Annotated in this window: 20 protein-coding genes and 1 riboswitch; of the genes, 9 read left to right on the top strand and 11 right to left on the bottom strand. The window is 63.8% G+C overall.

Annotated features, from left to right (window positions below; genetic code table 11):
• Positions 1–56: 56 nt before the first annotated feature.
• A complete protein-coding gene (locus RMO51_RS04585) occupies positions 57–836 on the bottom strand; it encodes a DUF2071 domain-containing protein (protein WP_310392433.1) in 780 nt (259 codons plus the stop codon).
• 71 nt (positions 837–907) lie between these two features.
• A complete protein-coding gene (locus tag RMO51_RS04580) occupies positions 908–1,240 on the bottom strand; it encodes a rhodanese-like domain-containing protein (protein WP_310392431.1) in 333 nt (110 codons plus the stop codon).
• 73 nt (positions 1,241–1,313) lie between these two features.
• On the opposite strand from RMO51_RS04580, the gene pnuC reads away from it, so the two are divergent.
• Both pnuC and RMO51_RS04570 read left to right on the top strand, forming a co-directional pair.
• A complete protein-coding gene (gene pnuC / locus RMO51_RS04575; protein ID WP_310392429.1) occupies positions 1,314–1,958 on the top strand; it encodes a nicotinamide riboside transporter PnuC in 645 nt (214 codons plus the stop codon).
• A gap of 164 nt (positions 1,959–2,122) precedes the next feature.
• Complete coding sequence (locus RMO51_RS04570) at positions 2,123–3,571, top strand: AAA family ATPase (protein ID WP_310392428.1); 1,449 nt, start codon at positions 2,123–2,125, stop codon at positions 3,569–3,571.
• A 90-nt stretch (positions 3,572–3,661) separates the two neighbouring features.
• Here RMO51_RS04570 and RMO51_RS04565 read toward each other — a convergent pair whose 3' ends face one another.
• Complete coding sequence (locus tag RMO51_RS04565) at positions 3,662–3,886, bottom strand: hypothetical protein (RefSeq protein ID WP_310392426.1); 225 nt, start codon at positions 3,884–3,886, stop codon at positions 3,662–3,664.
• A gap of 160 nt (positions 3,887–4,046) precedes the next feature.
• Positions 4,047–4,152, top strand: a riboswitch (TPP riboswitch).
• 62 nt (positions 4,153–4,214) lie between these two features.
• Here RMO51_RS04565 and RMO51_RS04560 point away from each other — a divergent pair.
• Together RMO51_RS04560 and RMO51_RS04555 are read left to right on the top strand one after the other, a co-directional pair.
• On the top strand, positions 4,215–6,431 hold the full coding sequence (locus tag RMO51_RS04560) for a TonB-dependent receptor domain-containing protein (RefSeq protein WP_310392424.1): 2,217 nt from the start codon (positions 4,215–4,217) through the stop codon (positions 6,429–6,431).
• 254 nt (positions 6,432–6,685) lie between these two features.
• Positions 6,686–7,921 (top strand): acyl-CoA dehydrogenase family protein, encoded by a 1,236-nt coding sequence (locus RMO51_RS04555; protein ID WP_310392423.1) that lies wholly within the window; start codon positions 6,686–6,688, stop codon positions 7,919–7,921.
• A gap of 71 nt (positions 7,922–7,992) precedes the next feature.
• Here the strand turns inward: RMO51_RS04555 and RMO51_RS04550 are convergent, their stop codons facing one another.
• Positions 7,993–8,355, bottom strand: coding sequence for a hypothetical protein (locus RMO51_RS04550; RefSeq protein WP_310392421.1), 363 nt, complete (start codon positions 8,353–8,355; stop codon positions 7,993–7,995).
• Between the two features lie 120 nt (positions 8,356–8,475).
• On the opposite strand from RMO51_RS04550, the gene RMO51_RS04545 reads away from it, so the two are divergent.
• From RMO51_RS04545 to queG, 5 genes are all read left to right on the top strand, one after another.
• Positions 8,476–8,823 carry an HIRAN domain-containing protein gene (locus RMO51_RS04545; RefSeq protein WP_310392419.1) on the top strand — a complete coding sequence of 116 codons (348 nt, stop codon included), beginning with the start codon at positions 8,476–8,478 and terminating at the stop codon, positions 8,821–8,823.
• A 207-nt stretch (positions 8,824–9,030) separates the two neighbouring features.
• Positions 9,031–10,083, top strand: coding sequence for a Holliday junction branch migration DNA helicase RuvB (gene ruvB / locus RMO51_RS04540; protein ID WP_310392417.1), 1,053 nt, complete (start codon positions 9,031–9,033; stop codon positions 10,081–10,083).
• Positions 10,084–10,162: 79 nt separating this feature from the next.
• On the top strand, positions 10,163–10,447 hold the full coding sequence (locus RMO51_RS04535; RefSeq protein WP_310392415.1) for a hypothetical protein: 285 nt from the start codon (positions 10,163–10,165) through the stop codon (positions 10,445–10,447).
• A 4-nt stretch (positions 10,448–10,451) separates the two neighbouring features.
• Positions 10,452–10,934, top strand: a complete 483-nt coding sequence (locus RMO51_RS04530; RefSeq protein WP_310392413.1) for a YdeI/OmpD-associated family protein — start codon at positions 10,452–10,454, stop codon at positions 10,932–10,934.
• Positions 10,935–10,976: 42 nt separating this feature from the next.
• On the top strand, positions 10,977–11,909 hold the full coding sequence (queG, locus tag RMO51_RS04525; protein ID WP_310392411.1) for a tRNA epoxyqueuosine(34) reductase QueG: 933 nt from the start codon (positions 10,977–10,979) through the stop codon (positions 11,907–11,909).
• 110 nt (positions 11,910–12,019) lie between these two features.
• Here the strand turns inward: queG and RMO51_RS04520 are convergent, their stop codons facing one another.
• The 7 genes from RMO51_RS04520 to RMO51_RS04490 form a co-directional block, all read right to left on the bottom strand.
• Positions 12,020–12,220, bottom strand: coding sequence for a hypothetical protein (locus RMO51_RS04520; RefSeq protein WP_310392410.1), 201 nt, complete (start codon positions 12,218–12,220; stop codon positions 12,020–12,022).
• Between the two features lie 214 nt (positions 12,221–12,434).
• The gene (locus tag RMO51_RS04515) at positions 12,435–13,316 is read right to left on the bottom strand and encodes a ferritin-like domain-containing protein (protein WP_310392408.1); all 882 of its coding nucleotides are present in this window, start codon (positions 13,314–13,316) and stop codon (positions 12,435–12,437) included.
• 24 nt (positions 13,317–13,340) lie between these two features.
• Positions 13,341–14,057: a ferritin-like domain-containing protein gene (locus tag RMO51_RS04510; RefSeq protein WP_310392406.1), complete on the bottom strand. Its 717-nt coding sequence runs from the start codon at positions 14,055–14,057 to the stop codon at positions 13,341–13,343.
• 152 nt (positions 14,058–14,209) lie between these two features.
• A complete protein-coding gene (locus RMO51_RS04505) occupies positions 14,210–15,232 on the bottom strand; it encodes a ferritin-like domain-containing protein (protein WP_310392404.1) in 1,023 nt (340 codons plus the stop codon).
• Positions 15,233–15,277: 45 nt separating this feature from the next.
• Positions 15,278–16,084, bottom strand: coding sequence for a ferritin-like domain-containing protein (locus RMO51_RS04500; protein ID WP_310392402.1), 807 nt, complete (start codon positions 16,082–16,084; stop codon positions 15,278–15,280).
• A 341-nt stretch (positions 16,085–16,425) separates the two neighbouring features.
• Positions 16,426–17,253 carry a ferritin-like domain-containing protein gene (locus RMO51_RS04495; protein WP_310392401.1) on the bottom strand — a complete coding sequence of 276 codons (828 nt, stop codon included), beginning with the start codon at positions 17,251–17,253 and terminating at the stop codon, positions 16,426–16,428.
• Positions 17,254–17,286: 33 nt separating this feature from the next.
• Positions 17,287–18,048: a ferritin-like domain-containing protein gene (locus tag RMO51_RS04490; protein ID WP_310392400.1), complete on the bottom strand. Its 762-nt coding sequence runs from the start codon at positions 18,046–18,048 to the stop codon at positions 17,287–17,289.
• Positions 18,049–18,130 lie beyond the last annotated feature (82 nt).

Raw genomic sequence — 18,130 nt, 5'->3', positions numbered from 1 at the left:
CTCGTTGCTGGTGAAAATTTTAACTGGTGACCAGAAACCAACCACCAGCAACCCCCTTACACCCGCCGCATGGGCCACAGCTCCACGCCCACGGGGCCGCCGGCGTGCACCAGGGGCGCGCCGGTGGGCGTGGGCAGGCCGTGGCCCTCCACCAGCGACGACTCGTAGTGCAGCACCTGGGCCGTGCGCAACGGCCAGGGCGCGTGCGCCACCCGGCCGCGGTAGAGTTTGGTCTGGGCCCGGTTGCTGGCGTAGAGGCAGTACCGCTCGGTGAGAAAAAACGCCAGCGAGCCGGGCTCGGCGGGCGGCAGGGGCGGGCCTATCTTCCAAGTGGCGCGGAAGTGCGCGGCCGGGGCTCCGGCGTGGGTGCGAGTGGCGTTGAACTGCCGCAGCTCGGGCCCCGGGCTGTCCAGGCGCATGGTGGCGCGCAGGTAGGGCAGGTTAAACACCGTGCGGGCCACCCACACGGCCAGGGCGTTGGTGGCATCGAGCGAGAGAAACCACACGCCCGGCACGCCGTCGAGGTGCACGTAGGTGCGCACGTTCAGCTCCAAAAACTCGTTGGCGCCCGGCACCGGCGGGCTCACCCGGGTGCGCACCTTCGACATGCGAAAGGGCACCACGGCCAGCCAGGCCAGGCCGTCGTAGGTGTCAACCTGCAGTCGTGGGGGCAGGTAAGGTTGCAGCAGGGCCGCCGGCACCGGCCAGTGCATAAACAGCAGGTCGCCCCATTCCTGGCGCAGCAGCGGGGCGCCCCCGGGCCGCTCGCGCAGGGCCAGGCGGTCGGCCAGGCTGGGGGTGGTCAACGAGCGGGCGGCAAGGGGGAGATTGGGCATAGGCAGGAAGGGTGGGAGTTGCAGTAACAACCCACCGCAGCAAACGGCTGCTCGGCGCGAACTTCAGAACCTCAGTACTGCGGAAAATTCGGGTCGACCTGCGCGGCCCACGCGGCCACGCCGCCGCGCAGGTTCAGCACGTTGGTGCGGCCCAGGCGGTGGCGCAGGTAGCCCAGCGCCTGGGCCGAGCGCACGCCGTGGTGGCAGATGAGCACCACCGGCCCGGCGGCGCGGATTTCGGCGGCCCGGCGCGGCACTTCGGCCAGGGGCAGAAGCAGGCTGCCGGGCAGGTGGCCATACGCAAACTCCATTTCTTCGCGCACGTCCACCAGCTGCAGGTCGTCGCCGGCCAGCAGGCGGCGGTGTAGTTCTTCGGGGCTGATTTCCAAGGTCGCGGCTTCCATTGCGGTACGATACGAGGGGCAAAAATAGCTGGCCGCGCCTACCTTGCGGCTTCTCCTTCCCGGTGCTGTCCTCGTGCCCGCTTTTCTGCTGTTGGATATTTCAGCCTCATTCGCGCAGTTTTTACGCACCACTACCCTGCTGGAATGGGTGGCCGTGGCCACCGGATTCGTGTGCGTGTGGCTGGCGGCCCGCGAGTCGCTTTGGAACTTCCCGGCGGCAATCGTCAGCTGCGGACTCTATGTTTTCATTTACCACGGGGCCCGGCTCTATTCCGACCGCAACCTGCAAGGGCTCTTCATTGCCCTGGGCCTGTACGGCTGGTACGAGTGGCTCCACGGCGGGCGGGGGCGCACGGCGCTGCGGGTTTCGCGCACCACCGGCCGCGAATGGCTGGCCGGGGCCGGATTTGCCGCGGCCTACACCCTGGGCTTCGGCTACTACCTCGGCCACTACACCGACGCCACCCTGCCCTACGTCGACAGCTTCACCACCGCCGGCAGCATCGTGGCGCAGTACCTGCTCACCCGCAAGCGGCTCGAAAACTGGCTGCTCTGGATAGTTGTCGACGTCATTTACGTGCCCGTGCTGTGGTACAAGGAGCTGTACCCCACCAGCGGCCTGTATGCACTCTACCTGGGCCTGGCGGCCTACGGCTACTGGCAGTGGCGCCGCGCGCTGGTGATGCCCGCCCAGCCGTTGGCGCCAGCTCCTCGCTAAGCAAATTGCGCCGGAAGCACCCCGCGGCAAAACGCGGCCCCGTCCCCACCTTTGCGTGACGATTCGCTCTGGAGGCACCCCGTTATTCTACCCAATAATGGCCTCCTGACTCTCCGTTGCCTGCTGACTGTGTTTTTCCACTGAGTTCCTTTCCTGCTAAAAAGTTGCTGCGCGTTTCCCTCACCGGCCCGGAATCCACGGGCAAATCGACGTTGGCCAGGCGGCTGGCGGCGCACTATGGCACCTCGTATGCTCCCGAGTTTGCCCGCGAATACCTGGCTTCCTCCGGCCCGCACTACACGCCCGGCGACCTCGAAGAAATAGCCCGCGGCCAACTGGCGGCCGAAGCCGAAGCCGAAGCCGAAGCCGAAGCCGAAGCCCAGCGCGTGGTGTTTTTCGACAGCGACTTGCTGGTGATAAAAATCTGGGCCGAACACTCTTTCGGCACCTGCCCGGATTGGGTGCTGAACCGCATCGACCAGCAGCAGTACGACCTGGTGCTGCTCATGGGCGTGGACCTGCCCTGGGAGCCCGACCCGCTGCGCGAACACCCCCAGCTGCGGCAGCATTTCTACGACCTTTACCAGCGCGAGCTGCGGGAGCAGATGTCCAACTTTGCCGAAATCTCCGGCGACGAGGACCGCCGCTTTGCCCAGGCGTGCTTTCTGGTGGATGAGTTGTTGCGCGGCGCCGCCCAGCCGCCCAGCCCGTCCGCCCTGCACCCGCCGGCCCCGCCCGCCCGCTACACGCTCAGCACGCCGCAGTGCCGCGCCACGTTTGCCGCCCGCGGGGCCGAACTCACCAGCCTGGTCACGCTCGCCGACGGCCTCGAATACGTGTGGCCCGGCGACCCCGCCGTGTGGGCCCGCCACGCGCCGGTGCTGTTTCCGCTGGTGGGCCGCCTGCCCGGCGATGCCTACTACCACAAAGGGCGCGACTACAAGCTGCCCCAGCACGGCTTCGCCCGCGACCAGGAATTTGCCGTGCTCCGCCACAGCGCCGCCGAGCTGGTGTTCCGGCTGCAGCACGACGAAACCACCCGCACGGTGTTTCCCTTCGCCTTCGAGCTGACCATTACCTACGCCTTGCGCGGTGCCCGGCTCAGCGTGCGCTGGGACGTGCACAACCCCGCGCCCGACCAGCCGCTGCTCTTCAGCATTGGGGCGCACCCGGCCGTGCGCTGCCCCCTGCTGCCAGACGAAACATTCGAAGACTATTACTTCGAGTTCGACCACCCCGTCACCCTCGACCGGCACCTGCTGCGGGGGGGGCTGCTCACGGGCCACATCGCCCCGGTGCTCCGCAACCAGCAAGAGCTGCCGCTTAGCTACGCGCTGTTTGCCGATGATGCGCTGGTGTTCAAGCACTACGATTTTACGCACCTCACGCTGCGCTCGCGCAAATCGGCGCATTTCGTGCGCTTTCAGTTCGACGGCTTTCCCTACCTCGGCCTCTGGACCAAGGGGCCGGGCGCGGGCTTTGTGTGCGTGGAGCCCTGGCACGGCGTGGCCAGCCCCACCGGCGAGCCCGGCGAGCTCCGCGACAAAGAAGGCATCCTGACGCTGGACCCCGGCCAGATTTTCTCCACCGCCTACGCCATTGAAATAGGCTGACGCTGCGCTTAATGAAGAATGAGGAATGAGGAATTATCCAAACGACAACTCCTCATTCCTCATTCTTCATTCTTCATTGAGCGCAGCGTCTCACACGCCCACGCGGCGCTTGTTGTAGTCGGGCTCCCAGTCGTTGATGGGGCGCGAAATGCCCGGCGGCAGGTCGAGGTCGGGCAGGCCGGGGTCGTGGGGTTCGCCGCCGTCGTCGTCGCCATCGGGCGGCGGGGGCGGGGGCATGGCGCGGCGGCGGCGCGGCAGCACCATCACGAACAGAAAGAAAGCGCAAAAAGCAAGGGCGTAGATAAGGGTGAACATAGCGTGAGCGGCTGAGGTGGTGCGAACCTTACAACGCAGGTTCCAAGGCCGGCGTTGCGCCGGGCGGCACCCCTAAATTAACTGACTTTCAACAAACCGCAAAGCCGGCGAACAAGTTGTCGCGGCCCTTGGCGCTCCGGCGCGCGCGGTGCTACCTTTGCTGCATGTTTAGGGGTGCTGATGTTGTGCACGACATCGGCTGAGATAATACCCATTGAACCTGAACCGGGTAATGCCGGCGAAGGGAACAAACAAATCCGCGGACGTTTCCGCCGCCGCTCCGACCCCTGGGGCGCCGGCGCGTTCCATTCTTTACGCCATAATCTTTTTGAAAACTGTATTTTTTGCGGGGGCGGCGCTGTGCGCGCTGGCCTCCGCCCCGGCGTGGGCGCAATCGGCCGCCCCCGCCGACACCGCCCGGCGCCGCATCCTCACGCCCGAAGCCGTAGTGACGGCCACCCGCGCCACCGACAAAACGGGCACCGCTTACCAGAACGTGAGCCGCCAGGAAGTGCAGGCCCGCAACTTCGGCCAGGACATTCCCTACCTGCTCGACCAGACGCCGAGCGTGGTCACGACCTCCGACGCGGGCACCGGCGTGGGCTACACCGGCCTGCGCATCCGCGGCACCGACGGCACCCGCATCAACGTGACGTTGAACGGCGTGCCGGTGAACGAGGCCGAGTCGCACGGCACGTTCTTCGTGGACCTGCCCGATTTGGCGTCTTCCGTGCAAAGCATTCAGGTGCAGCGCGGGGCCGGGCCCAGCACCAACGGCGCGGGCGCCTTCGGGGCCAGCCTGAACATTGAGACGCTGGGGCTGCGGCCTGCGGCGTATACCGAGGTCAATAATTCGGCGGGCTCGTTCGGCACCTGGAAAAGCACCGTGATGGCCGGTACGGGCCTCATCAACGGGCATTTTACGGTGGATGCCCGGGCCTCGCGGGTGCAGAGCGACGGCTACGTGGACCGGGCCAGCGCCCGGATGAAGTCCTTGTACCTGGCCGGCACGTACTCCGACGACAAAACGCTGCTGCGCGCCCTGGTGCTGACGGGCTTTGAAACCACCTACCAAAGCTGGTACGGCCTGGCCGACTCGCTGCGGCGCCGCAACCGCCGCTACAACGAGGCCGGCACCGACTACGGCCAGCACCTGCCCGCGTATAAAAATCAGACAGACAACTACCAGCAGGACTATTACCAGCTGCTGGTGTCGCGCCAGCTCAGCCCAACATTGAATCTGAGCGTGACGCCGTTCTGGACGCGCGGCGGCGGCTACTATGAGGAGTACAAAGCCAATCAGGAGCCGACGCAGTATGGCATCACGCCCTTGCCGCCGGCCGTGGACTCCGCGGGCCTGACGGATGTTATCCGGCGGCGCTGGTTGAAAACGGACCTCTACGGTGCCACCTACGCCCTGCAGTTCCGGCCGGCCGCGGCCGGCCGCCTGGCCGAGGCCACGCTGGGCGGGGCCGTGGTGGGCTACCGCGGCCAGCACTACGACGAGCTGACCTGGGCCCAGCGCGGGCTCAGCATTCCCCAAACCGGCACCCGCTACTACGACGAGCCCAATTCCCGCAAAACCGACGTGAACACCTACCTGCGGGCCAACGTCGAGCTGACCGACCGCCTCGGGGCTTTCGGCGACGTGCAGTACCGGTACGTGAACTACGTCTTCTTCGGGCCCACTGCCGACGGGAGCAAAAGCCAGCAAGCGGCCCGGTTTCACTTCCTGAATCCCAAAGCGGGCCTGACTTACGAACTGCGCACCGCCCTGACGGCCTACGCCTCCTACGCCCTGGCCCAGCGCGAGCCCACCCGCACCGACTTCACCGATACGCCTGCCGGGCGCCGCCCCAGCGCCGAGCAGCTACACAACCTGGAGGCCGGCCTGCGCCGCACCGCCGGCCGCCTGCAATGGACGGCCAACTACTACTACATGCGCTACCGCGACCAGTTGGTGCTCTCCGGCCAGCTCGACGACGTGGGCAACCCCATCCATACCAACGTGCGGGACTCCTACCGCACGGGGCTGGAGCTGCAAGCCGCGGCGCAGGTGGCCCGGGGCCTCACCTTCAGCCCCACGGCCACGTTCAGCCGCAACAAAATCCGCAACTACACCGACTACTTGGCCGACTACGACCAGGGCGGCGAACGCGCCACCAGCTACCAGGAAACCGACATTTCCTTCTCGCCCAGCCTCACCTTCGCCTACACTCTGGAGTACGAGCCGCTGCCGGGCCTGAAGCTGGCCACGCTGGCCCGCTACGCCGGCCGCCAGTACCTCGACAACACCAGCACCCAAGCCCGCAGCATCGACGCCTATTACGTGCAGGATGTGCGCCTGCGCTACGGCTGGCGGCCGGGCCGGCTGGGCCTGCGCGAAGTGGAACTGGCCCTGCTGGTCAACAACGTGCTGGCTGCCGAGTACGAAAACAACGGCTACACCTACGGCTACGTGAGCGGCGGGCAGGCGCAGTACTTCAATTACTTCTACCCCCAGGCCCGGACCAACGTGCTGGCTTCGGTGAACCTGCGGTTTTAGGATTTGTAATTGCGAGGGGAGCGCCGCGAAACGCGGCAATCCGTCCTCTTTGAGCGACCAACTACGTAATGTCAAAAACTTTGGTAATCAGAGTTTATGAGGTTTCGCAGCTTGAAATAAACTTTGTTACGCATTGACGCTGGTCGCCCGGGGAGGACGGATTGCCGCGTTTCGCGGCGCGCCCCTCGCAATGACCGAACCGGGCCCTCGTGCCGCCTGTTATCTTTGCTGAAACTCCCACCCAATCCCCGCCCATGTCTTCCGAAGCCGACGTTCTCTCCCCCGAAGCCAAAGCCCACACCGCCCAAAAAGGCAGCACCAACGCCAACGGCTTCACCGATTATTTCGACCTCGACGGCCTGCTGACCGAGGAGCACCTGCTCATCCGCCAGAGCATCCGCGACTTCGTGAAAAAGGAGATTTCGCCCAACATCGAGAAGTGGGCGCAGGACGCGCATTTTCCCAGTGGGATTGTGCGGAAGTTTGGCGACGTGGGCGCGTTCGGGCCCACCATTCCGCAGGAGTACGGCGGCGGCGGCCTCGACTACATCAGCTACGGCCTGATTATGCAGGAGATTGAGCGCGGCGATTCCGGCATGCGCTCCACGGCCTCGGTGCAGGGCTCGCTGGTGATGTTCCCCATCTACGCCTACGGCTCGGAGGAGCAGCGCATGAAGTTTCTGCCCAAGCTGGCCAGCGGCGAGTGGCTCGGCTGCTTCGGCCTGACCGAGCCCGACCACGGCTCGAACCCCGGCGGCATGACGACGAACATCAAGGACATGGGCGACCATTACCTGCTGAACGGCGCTAAGATGTGGATTTCGAACTCGCCCGAGTGCCAGGTGGCCGTGGTGTGGGCCAAAAACGAGCAGGGCCGCATCAAGGGCGTCATCGTGGAGCGCGGCATGGCGGGTTTCAGCACGCCCAAAATCCACAACAAGTGGAGCCTGCGCGCCAGCACCACCGGCGAGCTGGTATTCGAGGACGTAAAAATCCCCAAGGAGAACATTCTGCCCAACATCGACGGCCTGCGCGGCCCGCTCTCCTGCCTCGATTCGGCCCGTTTCGGCATTGCCTGGGGCGCCATCGGCGCGGCCATCGACTGCTACGAGTCGGCCCTGAAGTACTCGCTGCAGCGCGAGCAGTTCGGCCAGCCCATCGGCGGCTTCCAGCTCCAACAGAAGAAGCTGGCCGAGATGATTACCGAAATCACCAAGGCCCAGCTCCTGGTGTGGCGCCTGGGCGTGCTTAAAAACGAGGGCAAGGCTACCAGCGCCCAAATCAGCATGGCCAAGCGCAACTCCGTCGAAATGGCCCTGCACGTGGCCCGCGAGGCGCGCCAGATTCACGGCGGCATGGGCATCACGGGCGAGTACCCCATCATGCGCCACATGATGAACCTGGAGTCGGTGGTGACCTACGAGGGCACCCACGACATCCACCTGCTGATTACGGGGGCGGATATTACGGGCATTCAGGCGTTCAAGTAGAAAAAATGCCGTCGTAAAAAATGCCGCCGATTACGCAAGTCGGCGGCATTTTTACGACGAGGTGGGCCCAATCACTGTTTTTCGAGTAGGTAGTTGTCAGTAAAAAAATAGTCTGGGCTTAACGCGGGGTTGTTTGCGTTTTGCACATAGCCGCCGTTGGAGGTCACGTGCGCGACGGCCCATCCCTGATTCCGCAACTCATTAAGCTTGGCAAGGGTCTGCGCTTGCAGGGAGCGAACGGGCTTTGTTTTCGTATTCAGAACGTCCTTGGTTTCTTCTCCACTCGGCGAGATGGTGACCAAAGTGGGTCTTTCGCTGTTGGTAACGCGCAACGATACAATCATGTATCCCGGTTCGGCCGCCGCCCTTGGATAAAACGCCCAGGAGCCCAAAGCTGCCAGCCCGAGGGTACCCCAGAGAAGTGTTTTTTTCATCGTGAAAATTGAAGGAAGAATAAAAATTTGCGTGCAACCTACGTCATCGTAGCGGCACTAACCGGCAGAATTGCCCAACTGGCCCGTTCAAACCCGCCGCCCGCGCCGTAATTTGGTCCCATGATGAAAATCGTCACCGATTCCGAGCCCCTGGTGCTGCTTGAATGCCTCGTGGCCGGCACCTCGCACCGTCCCAACCTGGAAAAGCACGAGCCGGAGCTGAAAGTCGGCCAGGCGTTGCAGCTCAGCCGCGAGGCCGATAGCAAGTACGACGACTGGGCCGTGCAGGTGCACACCGCTCCGGCCACCGACCCCGCCAACGTGTGGCTCGGCTACCTGCCCGAGGGCCGCAACGAAACCGTGGCCCGCCTGCTCGATGCCGGCAAACACGTCACCGCCCGCCTCAACCACAAGTCCTGGGAGACCGACTGGCTGCACTTGGACATTGAGGTGCTGCTGCACGAGTAGGCCCGGTTGCTTGGTAAAACGTCATGCCGAGCGCCGCCGAGACATCTCGCTCGCCTCACCTGCTGATTGGAATACTACCCCATGCGAGATGTCTGGGCGGCGCTCGACATGACGTCCTTTTATTTGTCTAAAAGGAGCTTTTTTGCGGGCGTCTCGGTTACTCATCTGCTTAGCAAGCAGCGACCAACCATTTTAGCAACTACATTTATGCGCGAAGCTTTTCTTACCGGCAATACCGACAACTTCGATGCCACCGACAAGGACATCGACAAGGCCCTGCGGCCGCTCAGTTTCGACGACTTCACGGGCCAGGAGAAGATTCTGGAAAACCTGAAGGTGTTCGTGGCCGCTGCCAAGCAGCGCGGCGATGCCCTCGACCACGTGCTGCTGCACGGCCCCCCCGGCTTGGGCAAAACCACGCTCTCGCACATCATCGCCAACGAGTTGGGCGCGGGCATCAAGATGACCTCCGGCCCGGTGCTCGATAAGCCCAGCGACCTCGCCGGCCTGCTCACCAACCTGGAGCCGCACGACGTGCTGTTCATCGACGAAATCCACCGCCTTAATCCCGTGGTGGAAGAGTACCTGTACTCGGCAATGGAGGACTACCGCATCGACATCATGCTCGATTCGGGCCCCAACGCCCGCTCGGTGCAGATTTCGTTGTCGCCCTTCACCCTGGTGGGGGCCACCACCCGCTCGGGCCTGCTTACGGCGCCGCTGCGGTCCCGCTTCGGCATTTCGGCCCGCCTGGAATACTACGACTCCAAGCTGCTGACGACCATTGTGCTGCGCTCGGCCGAAATTCTGGGCACGCCCATTCATGACGACGCGGCCTTTGAAATTGCCCGCCGCTCGCGCGGCACCCCGCGCATCGCCAACAACCTGCTGCGCCGCACCCGCGACTTCGCCCAAATCAAGGGCGACGGCACCATTACGGTCGAAATCGCGCAGTTTGCCCTCAACGCCCTCGACGTGGACGCCCGCGGCCTCGACGACATGGACAAGCGCATTCTGACCACCATCATCGACAAGTTCAAGGGCGGCCCGGTGGGCATCAGCACCATCGCCACGGCCTGTGGCGAGGAAGGCGAAACCATTGAGGAAGTGTACGAGCCCTTCCTCATCCAGGAAGGTTACATCAAGCGCACCAGCCGCGGCCGGGAGGCCACCGAAGCCGCCTACCAGCACCTAGGGCGCCTGCTGCCCAACCACTTGCGCGGCAACAACGGCGACCTATTTGCCGAGATTACGCAGTAGGCGCGGCGGGGCCAAAGCCGCAAAGAGCGCGCTGCGGTCAGCGGCGCGTTTCTTTTTCGTAAACCTGTAGCTTTAGGACGTGGAAGCTTTGGAACTTGCGCAGGAAATTCACGCGCTGCCCGAACGGGCACGGGTGGCCATGGAGGGGCTGGTGTTGTTGCTGAACAAGCCAGTTGATGCGGCTGTCAAGCGGCAGCCGCCCATCCTGTATGCGGCTGACCCGGTACAAGCTGGGCAGTCGTTTGCGGACCCGGAGCTTTTCGGGGCTTGGGCCGACCGCACGGATATTGCGGACGGGGCCGAGTATATTCCCAGGTGCGGCGCGGGCTGCGGCCGTCCCGATGAGCGAGTCGGTGCTATTTGACTCTATGCAAACCTTCACCGCCCCACTCGAACTGATTGGCATCAATCCGTTTGTGCAGATACCCGCTGAAATACTGGCCAAAGTATTTGAACAGGCCGGCCGTAGCAAAGGACCGGTGCGGGTGTGTGGCACCGTAAACGGCCGGACCTACCAGCAAACGCTGGTGCGCTACGCCGGTCAGTGGCGGCTGTATGTCAACCTGACCATGCTCGACCATTCGCCCCGGCGCATTGGCGAGGTGCTGGTCGTCGCGGTGGCCTTTAACCCGTCTGCTCCGTCCGCGCTGGCTTGCCCGGCCTTGGAGCGGGCGCTGGCGGAAACCCCCGAGGCGCGGCGGATATTTGACCGCCTGCCCCCCTCGCGGCAAGTGGAGGTGGTGCGCTACCTGGCCCGCCTTAAGACCGAGGCCAGCCTGACCCGTAACCTCGACCTTGCCATCGGGTTTTTACTGGGCAAAAACCGGTTCGTGGGCCGCGACCGGCCGTGATTCTGCTTTGCTGCCTCACTCCTTCTAGCCTTTTTCCCGAACATGCTGCTCCGCGCCGACTGGGCCCCGTTCATCAAGCGCCGCGCGGCGGAACTGGGGTTCCTGGCCTGCGGGATTTCTAGGGCGGAGTTTCTGGAGGAGGAAGCCCCGCGCCTGGAAACCTGGCTGACCAAGCGCATGAACGGGCGCATGGGCTACATGGAAAACCATTTTGACAAGCGCCTCGACCCGCGCCGGCTGGTGGACGGGGCTAAATCGGTGATTTCGCTGCTGCTGAATTATTATCCCGCGCCGGAAGACCAGCAGCCCGACGACACGCTCAAAATCAGCAAGTACGCTTACGGCCGCGACTACCACTTCGTCATCAAAGACAAGCTGAGAACGCTGCTGGCTGACATGGAAGCCGAAATAGGCCAGATTGGCGGGCGCTGCTTCGTGGACTCGGCCCCGGTGCTGGACAAGGCCTGGGCCAAGAAATCCGGCTTGGGCTGGGTGGGCAAAAACTCAAATCTGATAACGCCCGGCGCCGGCTCGTTCTACTTCATCGCCGAGCTGATTGTGGACGTGGCCCTGCCCGCCGACGGGCCCATCCGCGACTACTGCGGCACGTGCACCAAGTGCGTAGACGCCTGCCCGACGCAGGCCATTACCGAGCCCTACGTGGTGGACGGCAGCAAGTGCATCAGCTACTTCACTATCGAACTCAAGGACCAGATTCCGACCGAAGTGGCCGGGCAGTTCGGCAACTGGGTGTTCGGCTGCGACATCTGCCAGGACGTGTGCCCCTGGAACCGCTTTAGCCAGCCCCACCAAGAACCCCAGTTCAACCCCGCGCCCGGCCTGAAGGACCTGACGCCCGGCGACTGGCGCGAAATCACCCACGAGCTGTTCACGGAGCTGTTCCGCCAGTCAGCCGTGCAGCGCACGGGCTACGAAGGGCTCAAGCGCAACATCAAATTTGTGACGGGCGGGTAGTTAGTTGCTTGTTATCAGTTATCAGTTATCAGTTATCAGTTGTCAGTTGTTAAGGTGTTTTGAAACCGCGGCTAACAACTGACAACGAGCAACTGACAACTACCCAACAACTAGCTGCCGGCGATTTCGAAGCTGCCGAATACCCGTTTCAACACCTTGCGGTAGATGTGGGCAAACTGCTGGTAGCACCAGCTGCGGAAATCCGGCACTTCGGCCGGCACCAGCATTTTGAGGGCTTTGCGGAGTTCTTTCTCGAACAGCGCTTTGTTGAAACTGACTTTCAGCAGAATCATTTTCACGTAATCTAGCATCGGAAGGGAGCAGGAAGAGCAGTGAAAAAATAAGGAAAAGCGGCAGTCGAAGCGTACGGCGGGGCTTGGCCGGCAGCAGGATATGAAAGATACGACAAGGCGGCAGGGCTGCGCAAGGGGAAGGAAGGGATAGGAGGTGGATGGGTGCCCCAATACGCAAAAAGAGCAGCCTGTGCCACTCTTCTTGAAAAAAACACCCAAATTTTGTGAGTCTTCAACCGAAGATACCAAGCAACGCGCTGGCTTGCAGGGTGGGCAGCGGCTCGTCGAATGCCTCGGCCGGCGCCCGGAACTGGACGGCGGTGTTGCCGGTGAGAACGGTGGGGAAGGGCACCGTGTTGGTGCCAGTCACCACCTGCGTCTCGTTGGCCTCGAAAGTATAAATGGACACCGGCGCGGCGGCGCTGCCCGCCGTGCTCGGCACCAGCACCGCCGGGGCCGGGGCGGCGTCGGCGGTGCTGGGCCAGCTTTTTACGGCGGCGGGGCCCGCGGCCCGGCGCAGGGTGCGCAGGTGGGAAGCGTGGCGGGCTTCCACGCTTTGCATGCGGAGCACGGCGTCGAGCAGGGGCTTGTCGGTGACAAAGAAGGCGGCCTGGCCCAGGTAGGTGGCCGCGCTGGCGTCTTCGAGCTGCTGCGCCAACTGCAGGAAGGCCCCGTAGTCGGTGAAGACGGCCGGAAACAGCACCGGGTTGAAAGGGTTGTTTTTGCGGCCGCTGAAGTCGAAGCTCGGGGACGGGGGCGGGGTGATGCCGGTGGCCGTCAGGGCCGCGCGCAGGAACTGGGCGTGGCCCTGCTGCTGGCGGAGTAGGCGTTCAAAATCGGGCCGCACCGCGGCTTGCGCCGGGCCGGTGAGCACGGGAGCCGACAGCGCCTGGCCGTAGAAGCTGCCGAGCAAATCTTCCAGCTTGAGCAGCAGCAGCGTGGCGTCGAAGGTGGTTTCGGTGGGGGCAGCCTGGGCCGGTAGGGCCAGGGGCAGCACGGCCCCGGCCGCCCGAAGTCCCGTCTGGCCTAGCTGGCGCAGCAGGTGGCGGCGCGGAGTAGGCCCCGAAGGAACATCGGCGGCGCTGAGCCGGTCGAGAAGCGAAAGAATAGTCATGCGGAAATGGGCAAAAAAAGAGCCTTACGCCTGGGGCAGCGCATCGATGGATACCACGACGGGCAAGAAAAAAGCCTTGGTTTCGGCCACCACCTGCGTGGGCGTTTTGGCCACGCCGGCGCTTTGCAGGCCGTCGGTGCTGACCACCACGTCATCCCCGGCGAAGGAGCCCGGCGTAAGGAGGTCGCGGACAAAGGCAGCGTGGCGGGCCTCGACGGACGCTATTTTGGCTAGCAACGCCACGGTGCTGGCCGCGCGCACCAGGCGCAGCGCCCCGGCGTAGGCGGCCACGCCCAAATCTTCGAGTTGTTGAGCGGCGGCCAGCACCCCGGCGCGCGTGGTGAGCGTCAGGCTGGAAAAATCGAAGGGAATGGGCGTCGCCAGGACCGCATCGTAGGCGCTGGTGCCCAGGACGTAGCGCAAGGTCTCGCGGTGCACCAGCTCGTGGTCGCGCAGGTCTTCAAAAAAGGCTTGCTCGCCGGGTCGGAAATCTGCCGGCGGGGCCGTCACCACCCGTTGGTAAAACGCGGCCTCCAGCTGCTCCAGCAAGTAGAGGTAGTTGAGCAGGCCCGGGTCGCCTTCGGCCAAGCTAAGCAGGTTCTGGTCGACAGCGACGGGGGGAGGGGTGCTGGTGTCGCAGCCGGCCAGCACCAGCGACGCCGCCGCCGCTGAAGCGCCCGCCACCCGCAGGAAGGAGCGGCGGGGCAGCGAATTGCCGCGGGAGATGATTGAGTCAGACATAAGGAATAAACCGGCGGAATGGCCAAACGCACCCTGCCGCCGTCCACAAAGATACTCGGCGGGCCGCCGGGGTGGCATGGCCCTGAAATTAAGGGCGGCTTCCAGGCCGGCCTTGTGCAAAAACGCGAACCTGCGGGAACCCGCGGAGGCGGCTACGCCAGCAGCGCGAATGTGGGCGTCCCAGGTTTCACGAAGTTGCGGGCAATGGCCTTCACGGTGGCCATGTCCAGGGGCTCATCGAACGACTCGGTGGCGGCCACCGCCGCCCCGGCCGCGGCCAGGCCAGCAACGGCGGCGGCCGAGAGCAAGGTCGTAATGTCGGCTGCGGCCTGCTTCACGTTGTCCTCGGCGGGATAGAAAATATTCGTAACCGCGCCCGCGGCGGGGGTGCCGGGGCCATACACGGCGTCGGTTTTGCCGGGAGCGGGCCCGTTGCCGTCGCGGCCCGACACCCAGCTCTTGGGGGAGCCGCCGGGGTTAGCAGCGTCGGGGGCCACGAGCGAGGCCCGGTCGCCGGGGGGCGTGAGGCCGCCGCGGCGCATGGTGCGGATGCGCGCGGCGTGGCGGGCCTCCACCGAGTGAATGTTCAGGGCGGCTTCGAGCACGGTTTTATTCGACATCAGGTCCGTGGCCCCGCCCTTGTAGGCGCGCACGCCGGTGTCTTCCAGGGCCTGAGCCACGGCCAGAAAGGTAGCCGGGTTGGCCAGCACGTCGGCGAACAGGGCCGGGCGCGTGCCGCCCTGCGCCCCCGTGAAGTCAAAATCGGCCGGAACCGGGCTGGCCGGGGTGGCGTTGAACGGCGGCGCCGAAATGACCCCGCGCAAAAAGGCGACGTGGTTGTTTTCGTCGGCCCGGATGGCGTTGAGCGCCGCGACGTTGTTGGCGCTGAGGCCGCTGGTGACGGCAGCATTGGCCAGCCCGGCGTTGTAGAAATTGGCCTCCAGGTGTTCCAGCACCAGCGCAAAGTTCAGCACTTCGAGCACGGTGGCTTGGGTGGCAGCAGCGCCGGCGTAGGCCCGGGTAAAGATGGACCCCAGGGCCAGCGGCACGGCCGCCGCCGCAAGCTTGCCGCCCAGGCCGCCCAGGTGTTGAAATACGCGGCGGCGGGAGTTGAGCCGGCCGTACACTTCGGGGTCGACCTTTTCAATTTCGGAAATAATATGCAGGAAATTCATGAAGCGGGGAAGGTGAGGTCAGAAAGGAACGAGCAGCCAAGTGGCCTACACCAGGCCGGAAACGTCCAGCTTCGAGCCCTCCTTGAGAAACGTGTTGACGATTTGCACCACGTCGGCCGGGGACTTGGAGCGCTCCAGGCCAGTGGGCGTGGCGGAAACCGGGCCGCCGGCCACGATGGGGCCGCCGGTGCTGACCTGCACCACGTCGTCGCCCACGAAGCTGGCTTCCAGCAGCAGGTCGCGGATGAGCGCCGCGTGCCGGGCTTCCACCGACACGATTTTGCCGGCCAGCAGCAAGTTGAGCGGGGTTTGGATGAACTTGCCCGCCCCGTTGTAAGCGGCCACGCCCAGGTCCTCGAAGGCCTTGGCCGCTTCGAGCACGCCCAGCTTGCCCGCGGCGGCGCCGTTGCGCACGCCAAAGTCGACGGTGCTAAAATCGGGCTCCAGCCCCCGAATGGCGGCGCCCCCGAGCGCGGCTTTAAAAAATTCGCGGTGCGCTATTTCGTGGTACTGCAAGTCGTCCAGGATTTGCTTTTCGGCGCTGGCGGCCGGCAGGCCTTGGTAGTAGGCGCCGTCTTTGACCTGCGTGTAAAAAGCGGCCTCCAGCTGTTCCAGGGCGTAGGCGTAGTTGAGCACGCCCACGTCGTTGGCGGCCGTGATGCCCACGTTGACCGTGGTGGGGGCGGCGGGTTGGTTTTTGTCGTCGTCGTCGTTGCAGCCGGCCAGCACCAGCGCGGTGGCGCCGGCCGTAGCCCCGGCGTACATGAAAAAGGAGCGCCGTTTGATGGGCACCCGAAGCGGCCGGGCGAGCTGCGTATTGTCGGAGCCAGTAGGCCGAAGCGTATCGGACATGAGAAATGGGGGATTAAATATGCGCGAAAGGGCGAAACCAGTAAACGAGCTTTCGGGCAAAGCGCCGTGCTGGGAAGCACAAAATTGGCGACAAGCCGGCCGGCATCAGCAAAACGAAGAGGTCAAACGCCGCTCAAGGGTTGCTTCGTGTGCCTTCAATAAAGCTATTGCAAAGGTAGAAGGTGCTTTTTCAACCCGAGGAGTACGGACCTTGGCCCAAGCAATTCGCACCCGGGCGGATTGGGCCCGATTGGCGCTGCTCTAAAAACGACAACGCCGGTCCCGCAATGCGGAACCGGCGTTGTCAAACAGTGGAGCCCGAAAAGAGGGCCACTTGAAACTTAACTGAGCAAAGGTGTGACGAGCGCTAATACCTCCTGCACCGTCAGGACTTCGTCGAATGAAGCTTGTGCGTCCTTGGCAGTGTAAGGCGTGGGCAAGCCAGTAGTCAGGTTTACGCTCGATTGCACAACCGTATTTTCGGGAATAAGGCCTTTGTAATTGTCACGGCCGTCCAAATCACCGTCGCCGTTAATCCAGGCCGTTTGGCCGCGCATCGTGCGGATGTGCGAGGCGTGGCGGGCCTCCACCGAGTGGATTTGCAGGGCGGCTTGCAGAGGGTTCACCATGCCAACACCGGTGATGTTAACGTCGGCAATGCCCAGCAGGTCGCCAGCACGGCCTTTGTAGGCCCGCACGCCGGTGTCTTCCAGCAACTGCGCAACTTCCAGTTGAGCAGCGAACGTAGCCAGCGTAGCGAACGTGGCGGCTTTGAACGTGACCGGTGCGACGGGCGTGCCGCCGATGGCACTAATTACCGTGCGCAGGAGCGCAACGTGCGAAGCTTCGTGCTTCTTAATCTGGCGAATGGCCGCCTGGTCCGCCGCCGATTGCAGAATGAACTGGGGCGAATCAATCACCTTTTTGTAAAAATCATCCTCCAGGTACTCCAGGGTCAGCGCGTAGTTGAACACTTCCTTGGGGTCGCCGGCATTGGTGCCAGCGTATGCTTTCGAGAAAAACGAGGCGAGCAGAGCCGGCGCCGAGGCCATGGCCGTGCCCTTGGCCACTTTGGTCAGCGAGCTGAACACGGCGCGGCGGGAATCCAGGCGGCCCAGTACGTCGGGGTCCACCTCGGAAAGCTTGTTAATTATATTGAAGAAATTCATGGCGAAGATTGATTGCGGTTGAGAGAAGAGACACTAATTATTAACGCCCACGGAGCTGGCATCCAGCTTCTCGGTGATGAAACCCTTGGCGGCCTCAATCACGGCGGTGGGGGCCATGGCCATGTCCAGGCCCAGCGAGACGTTTACAACGTCGTCGGCGGCGAAGGAGCCGGGCAGTACCAAGTCGCGGATGTAGGCGGCGTGGCGGGCTTCCACCGACACAATCTGGCCGGCAATCACGAGGTAAGCAGGCGTTTTGAGGAGCTTGCCCGCGCCGTTGTAAGCCGCTACGCCGAGGTCCTCAAACGTTTTGGCCGTGGCCAGAATTTTGTCACGGGTGTCAAAGGTGCCGGCAGGATACACGGGGGTCAGTGGGCGCAACAACTGCGTACCGGCGTCGCGCGTGATGGCGGCTTTGAAAAAGTCGCGGTGAATGGCCTCGTGCTTCGAAACCTGCTGGAAGTACGTGTACTCCACGCCCGTCAGGATGCCCATGGGCAAGGCAGCCACTTTGCTGTAGAAGTCGGCTTCGAGCTGTTCCAGCGCGTAGGCATAGTTCAGCACCCCGACGTCGCCCGAACCCAGGCTGATGGCGCCGTTGGACGTCATGGAATTACCGGCGGGCAGCGCCGGCTTGTTGTCGTCCTCGTCGTCCGAGCAACCGGCCAGGACCAGGGCCGAAGCACCGGCGGTGGCACCGGCGTACATGAAGAAGGAGCGCCGCTTGATGGGCGTGTACAGCGGTTGGGCGAACGTGGTTTCGTCGGAGCCGCGGGGCTGAAGTTTATCAGACATGGGTGTGGAATGAATAAATGAAAAATGGAAACTAAAGGGGAAGTCGACGGAGGCCTGAGCGAAATCAATGGCCAAGCATTGG

Origin of the sequence: Hymenobacter sp. (assembly GCF_031398885.1) — a bacterium.
Classification (GTDB): Bacteria; Bacteroidota; Bacteroidia; order Cytophagales; family Hymenobacteraceae; genus Hymenobacter.
This window is presented reverse-complemented; position numbering and strand designations above follow the sequence as displayed.

Excerpts from the sequence above, each read along its gene's own strand:
- RMO51_RS04585 (WP_310392433.1), bottom strand. The coding sequence starts at position 836 with ATGCCCAATCTCCCCCTTGCCGCCCGCTCGTTGACCACCCCCAGCCTG.
- RMO51_RS04545 (WP_310392419.1), top strand. The coding sequence starts at position 8,476 with ATGATGAAAATCGTCACCGATTCCGAGCCCCTGGTGCTGCTTGAATGC.
- RMO51_RS04530 (WP_310392413.1), top strand. The coding sequence starts at position 10,452 with ATGCAAACCTTCACCGCCCCACTCGAACTGATTGGCATCAATCCGTTT.
- RMO51_RS04520 (WP_310392410.1), bottom strand. The coding sequence starts at position 12,220 with ATGCTAGATTACGTGAAAATGATTCTGCTGAAAGTCAGTTTCAACAAA.
- RMO51_RS04550 (WP_310392421.1), bottom strand. The coding sequence starts at position 8,355 with ATGAAAAAAACACTTCTCTGGGGTACCCTCGGGCTGGCAGCTTTGGGC.
- RMO51_RS04510 (WP_310392406.1), bottom strand. The coding sequence starts at position 14,057 with ATGTCTGACTCAATCATCTCCCGCGGCAATTCGCTGCCCCGCCGCTCC.
- ruvB (WP_310392417.1), top strand. The coding sequence starts at position 9,031 with ATGCGCGAAGCTTTTCTTACCGGCAATACCGACAACTTCGATGCCACC.
- RMO51_RS04515 (WP_310392408.1), bottom strand. The coding sequence starts at position 13,316 with ATGACTATTCTTTCGCTTCTCGACCGGCTCAGCGCCGCCGATGTTCCT.
- RMO51_RS04500 (WP_310392402.1), bottom strand. The coding sequence starts at position 16,084 with ATGTCCGATACGCTTCGGCCTACTGGCTCCGACAATACGCAGCTCGCC.
- RMO51_RS04490 (WP_310392400.1), bottom strand. The coding sequence starts at position 18,048 with ATGTCTGATAAACTTCAGCCCCGCGGCTCCGACGAAACCACGTTCGCC.
- RMO51_RS04505 (WP_310392404.1), bottom strand. The coding sequence starts at position 15,232 with ATGAATTTCCTGCATATTATTTCCGAAATTGAAAAGGTCGACCCCGAA.
- queG (WP_310392411.1), top strand. The coding sequence starts at position 10,977 with ATGCTGCTCCGCGCCGACTGGGCCCCGTTCATCAAGCGCCGCGCGGCG.
- RMO51_RS04565 (WP_310392426.1), bottom strand. The coding sequence starts at position 3,886 with ATGTTCACCCTTATCTACGCCCTTGCTTTTTGCGCTTTCTTTCTGTTC.
- RMO51_RS04555 (WP_310392423.1), top strand. The coding sequence starts at position 6,686 with ATGTCTTCCGAAGCCGACGTTCTCTCCCCCGAAGCCAAAGCCCACACC.
- RMO51_RS04495 (WP_310392401.1), bottom strand. The coding sequence starts at position 17,253 with ATGAATTTCTTCAATATAATTAACAAGCTTTCCGAGGTGGACCCCGAC.
- RMO51_RS04580 (WP_310392431.1), bottom strand. The coding sequence starts at position 1,240 with ATGGAAGCCGCGACCTTGGAAATCAGCCCCGAAGAACTACACCGCCGC.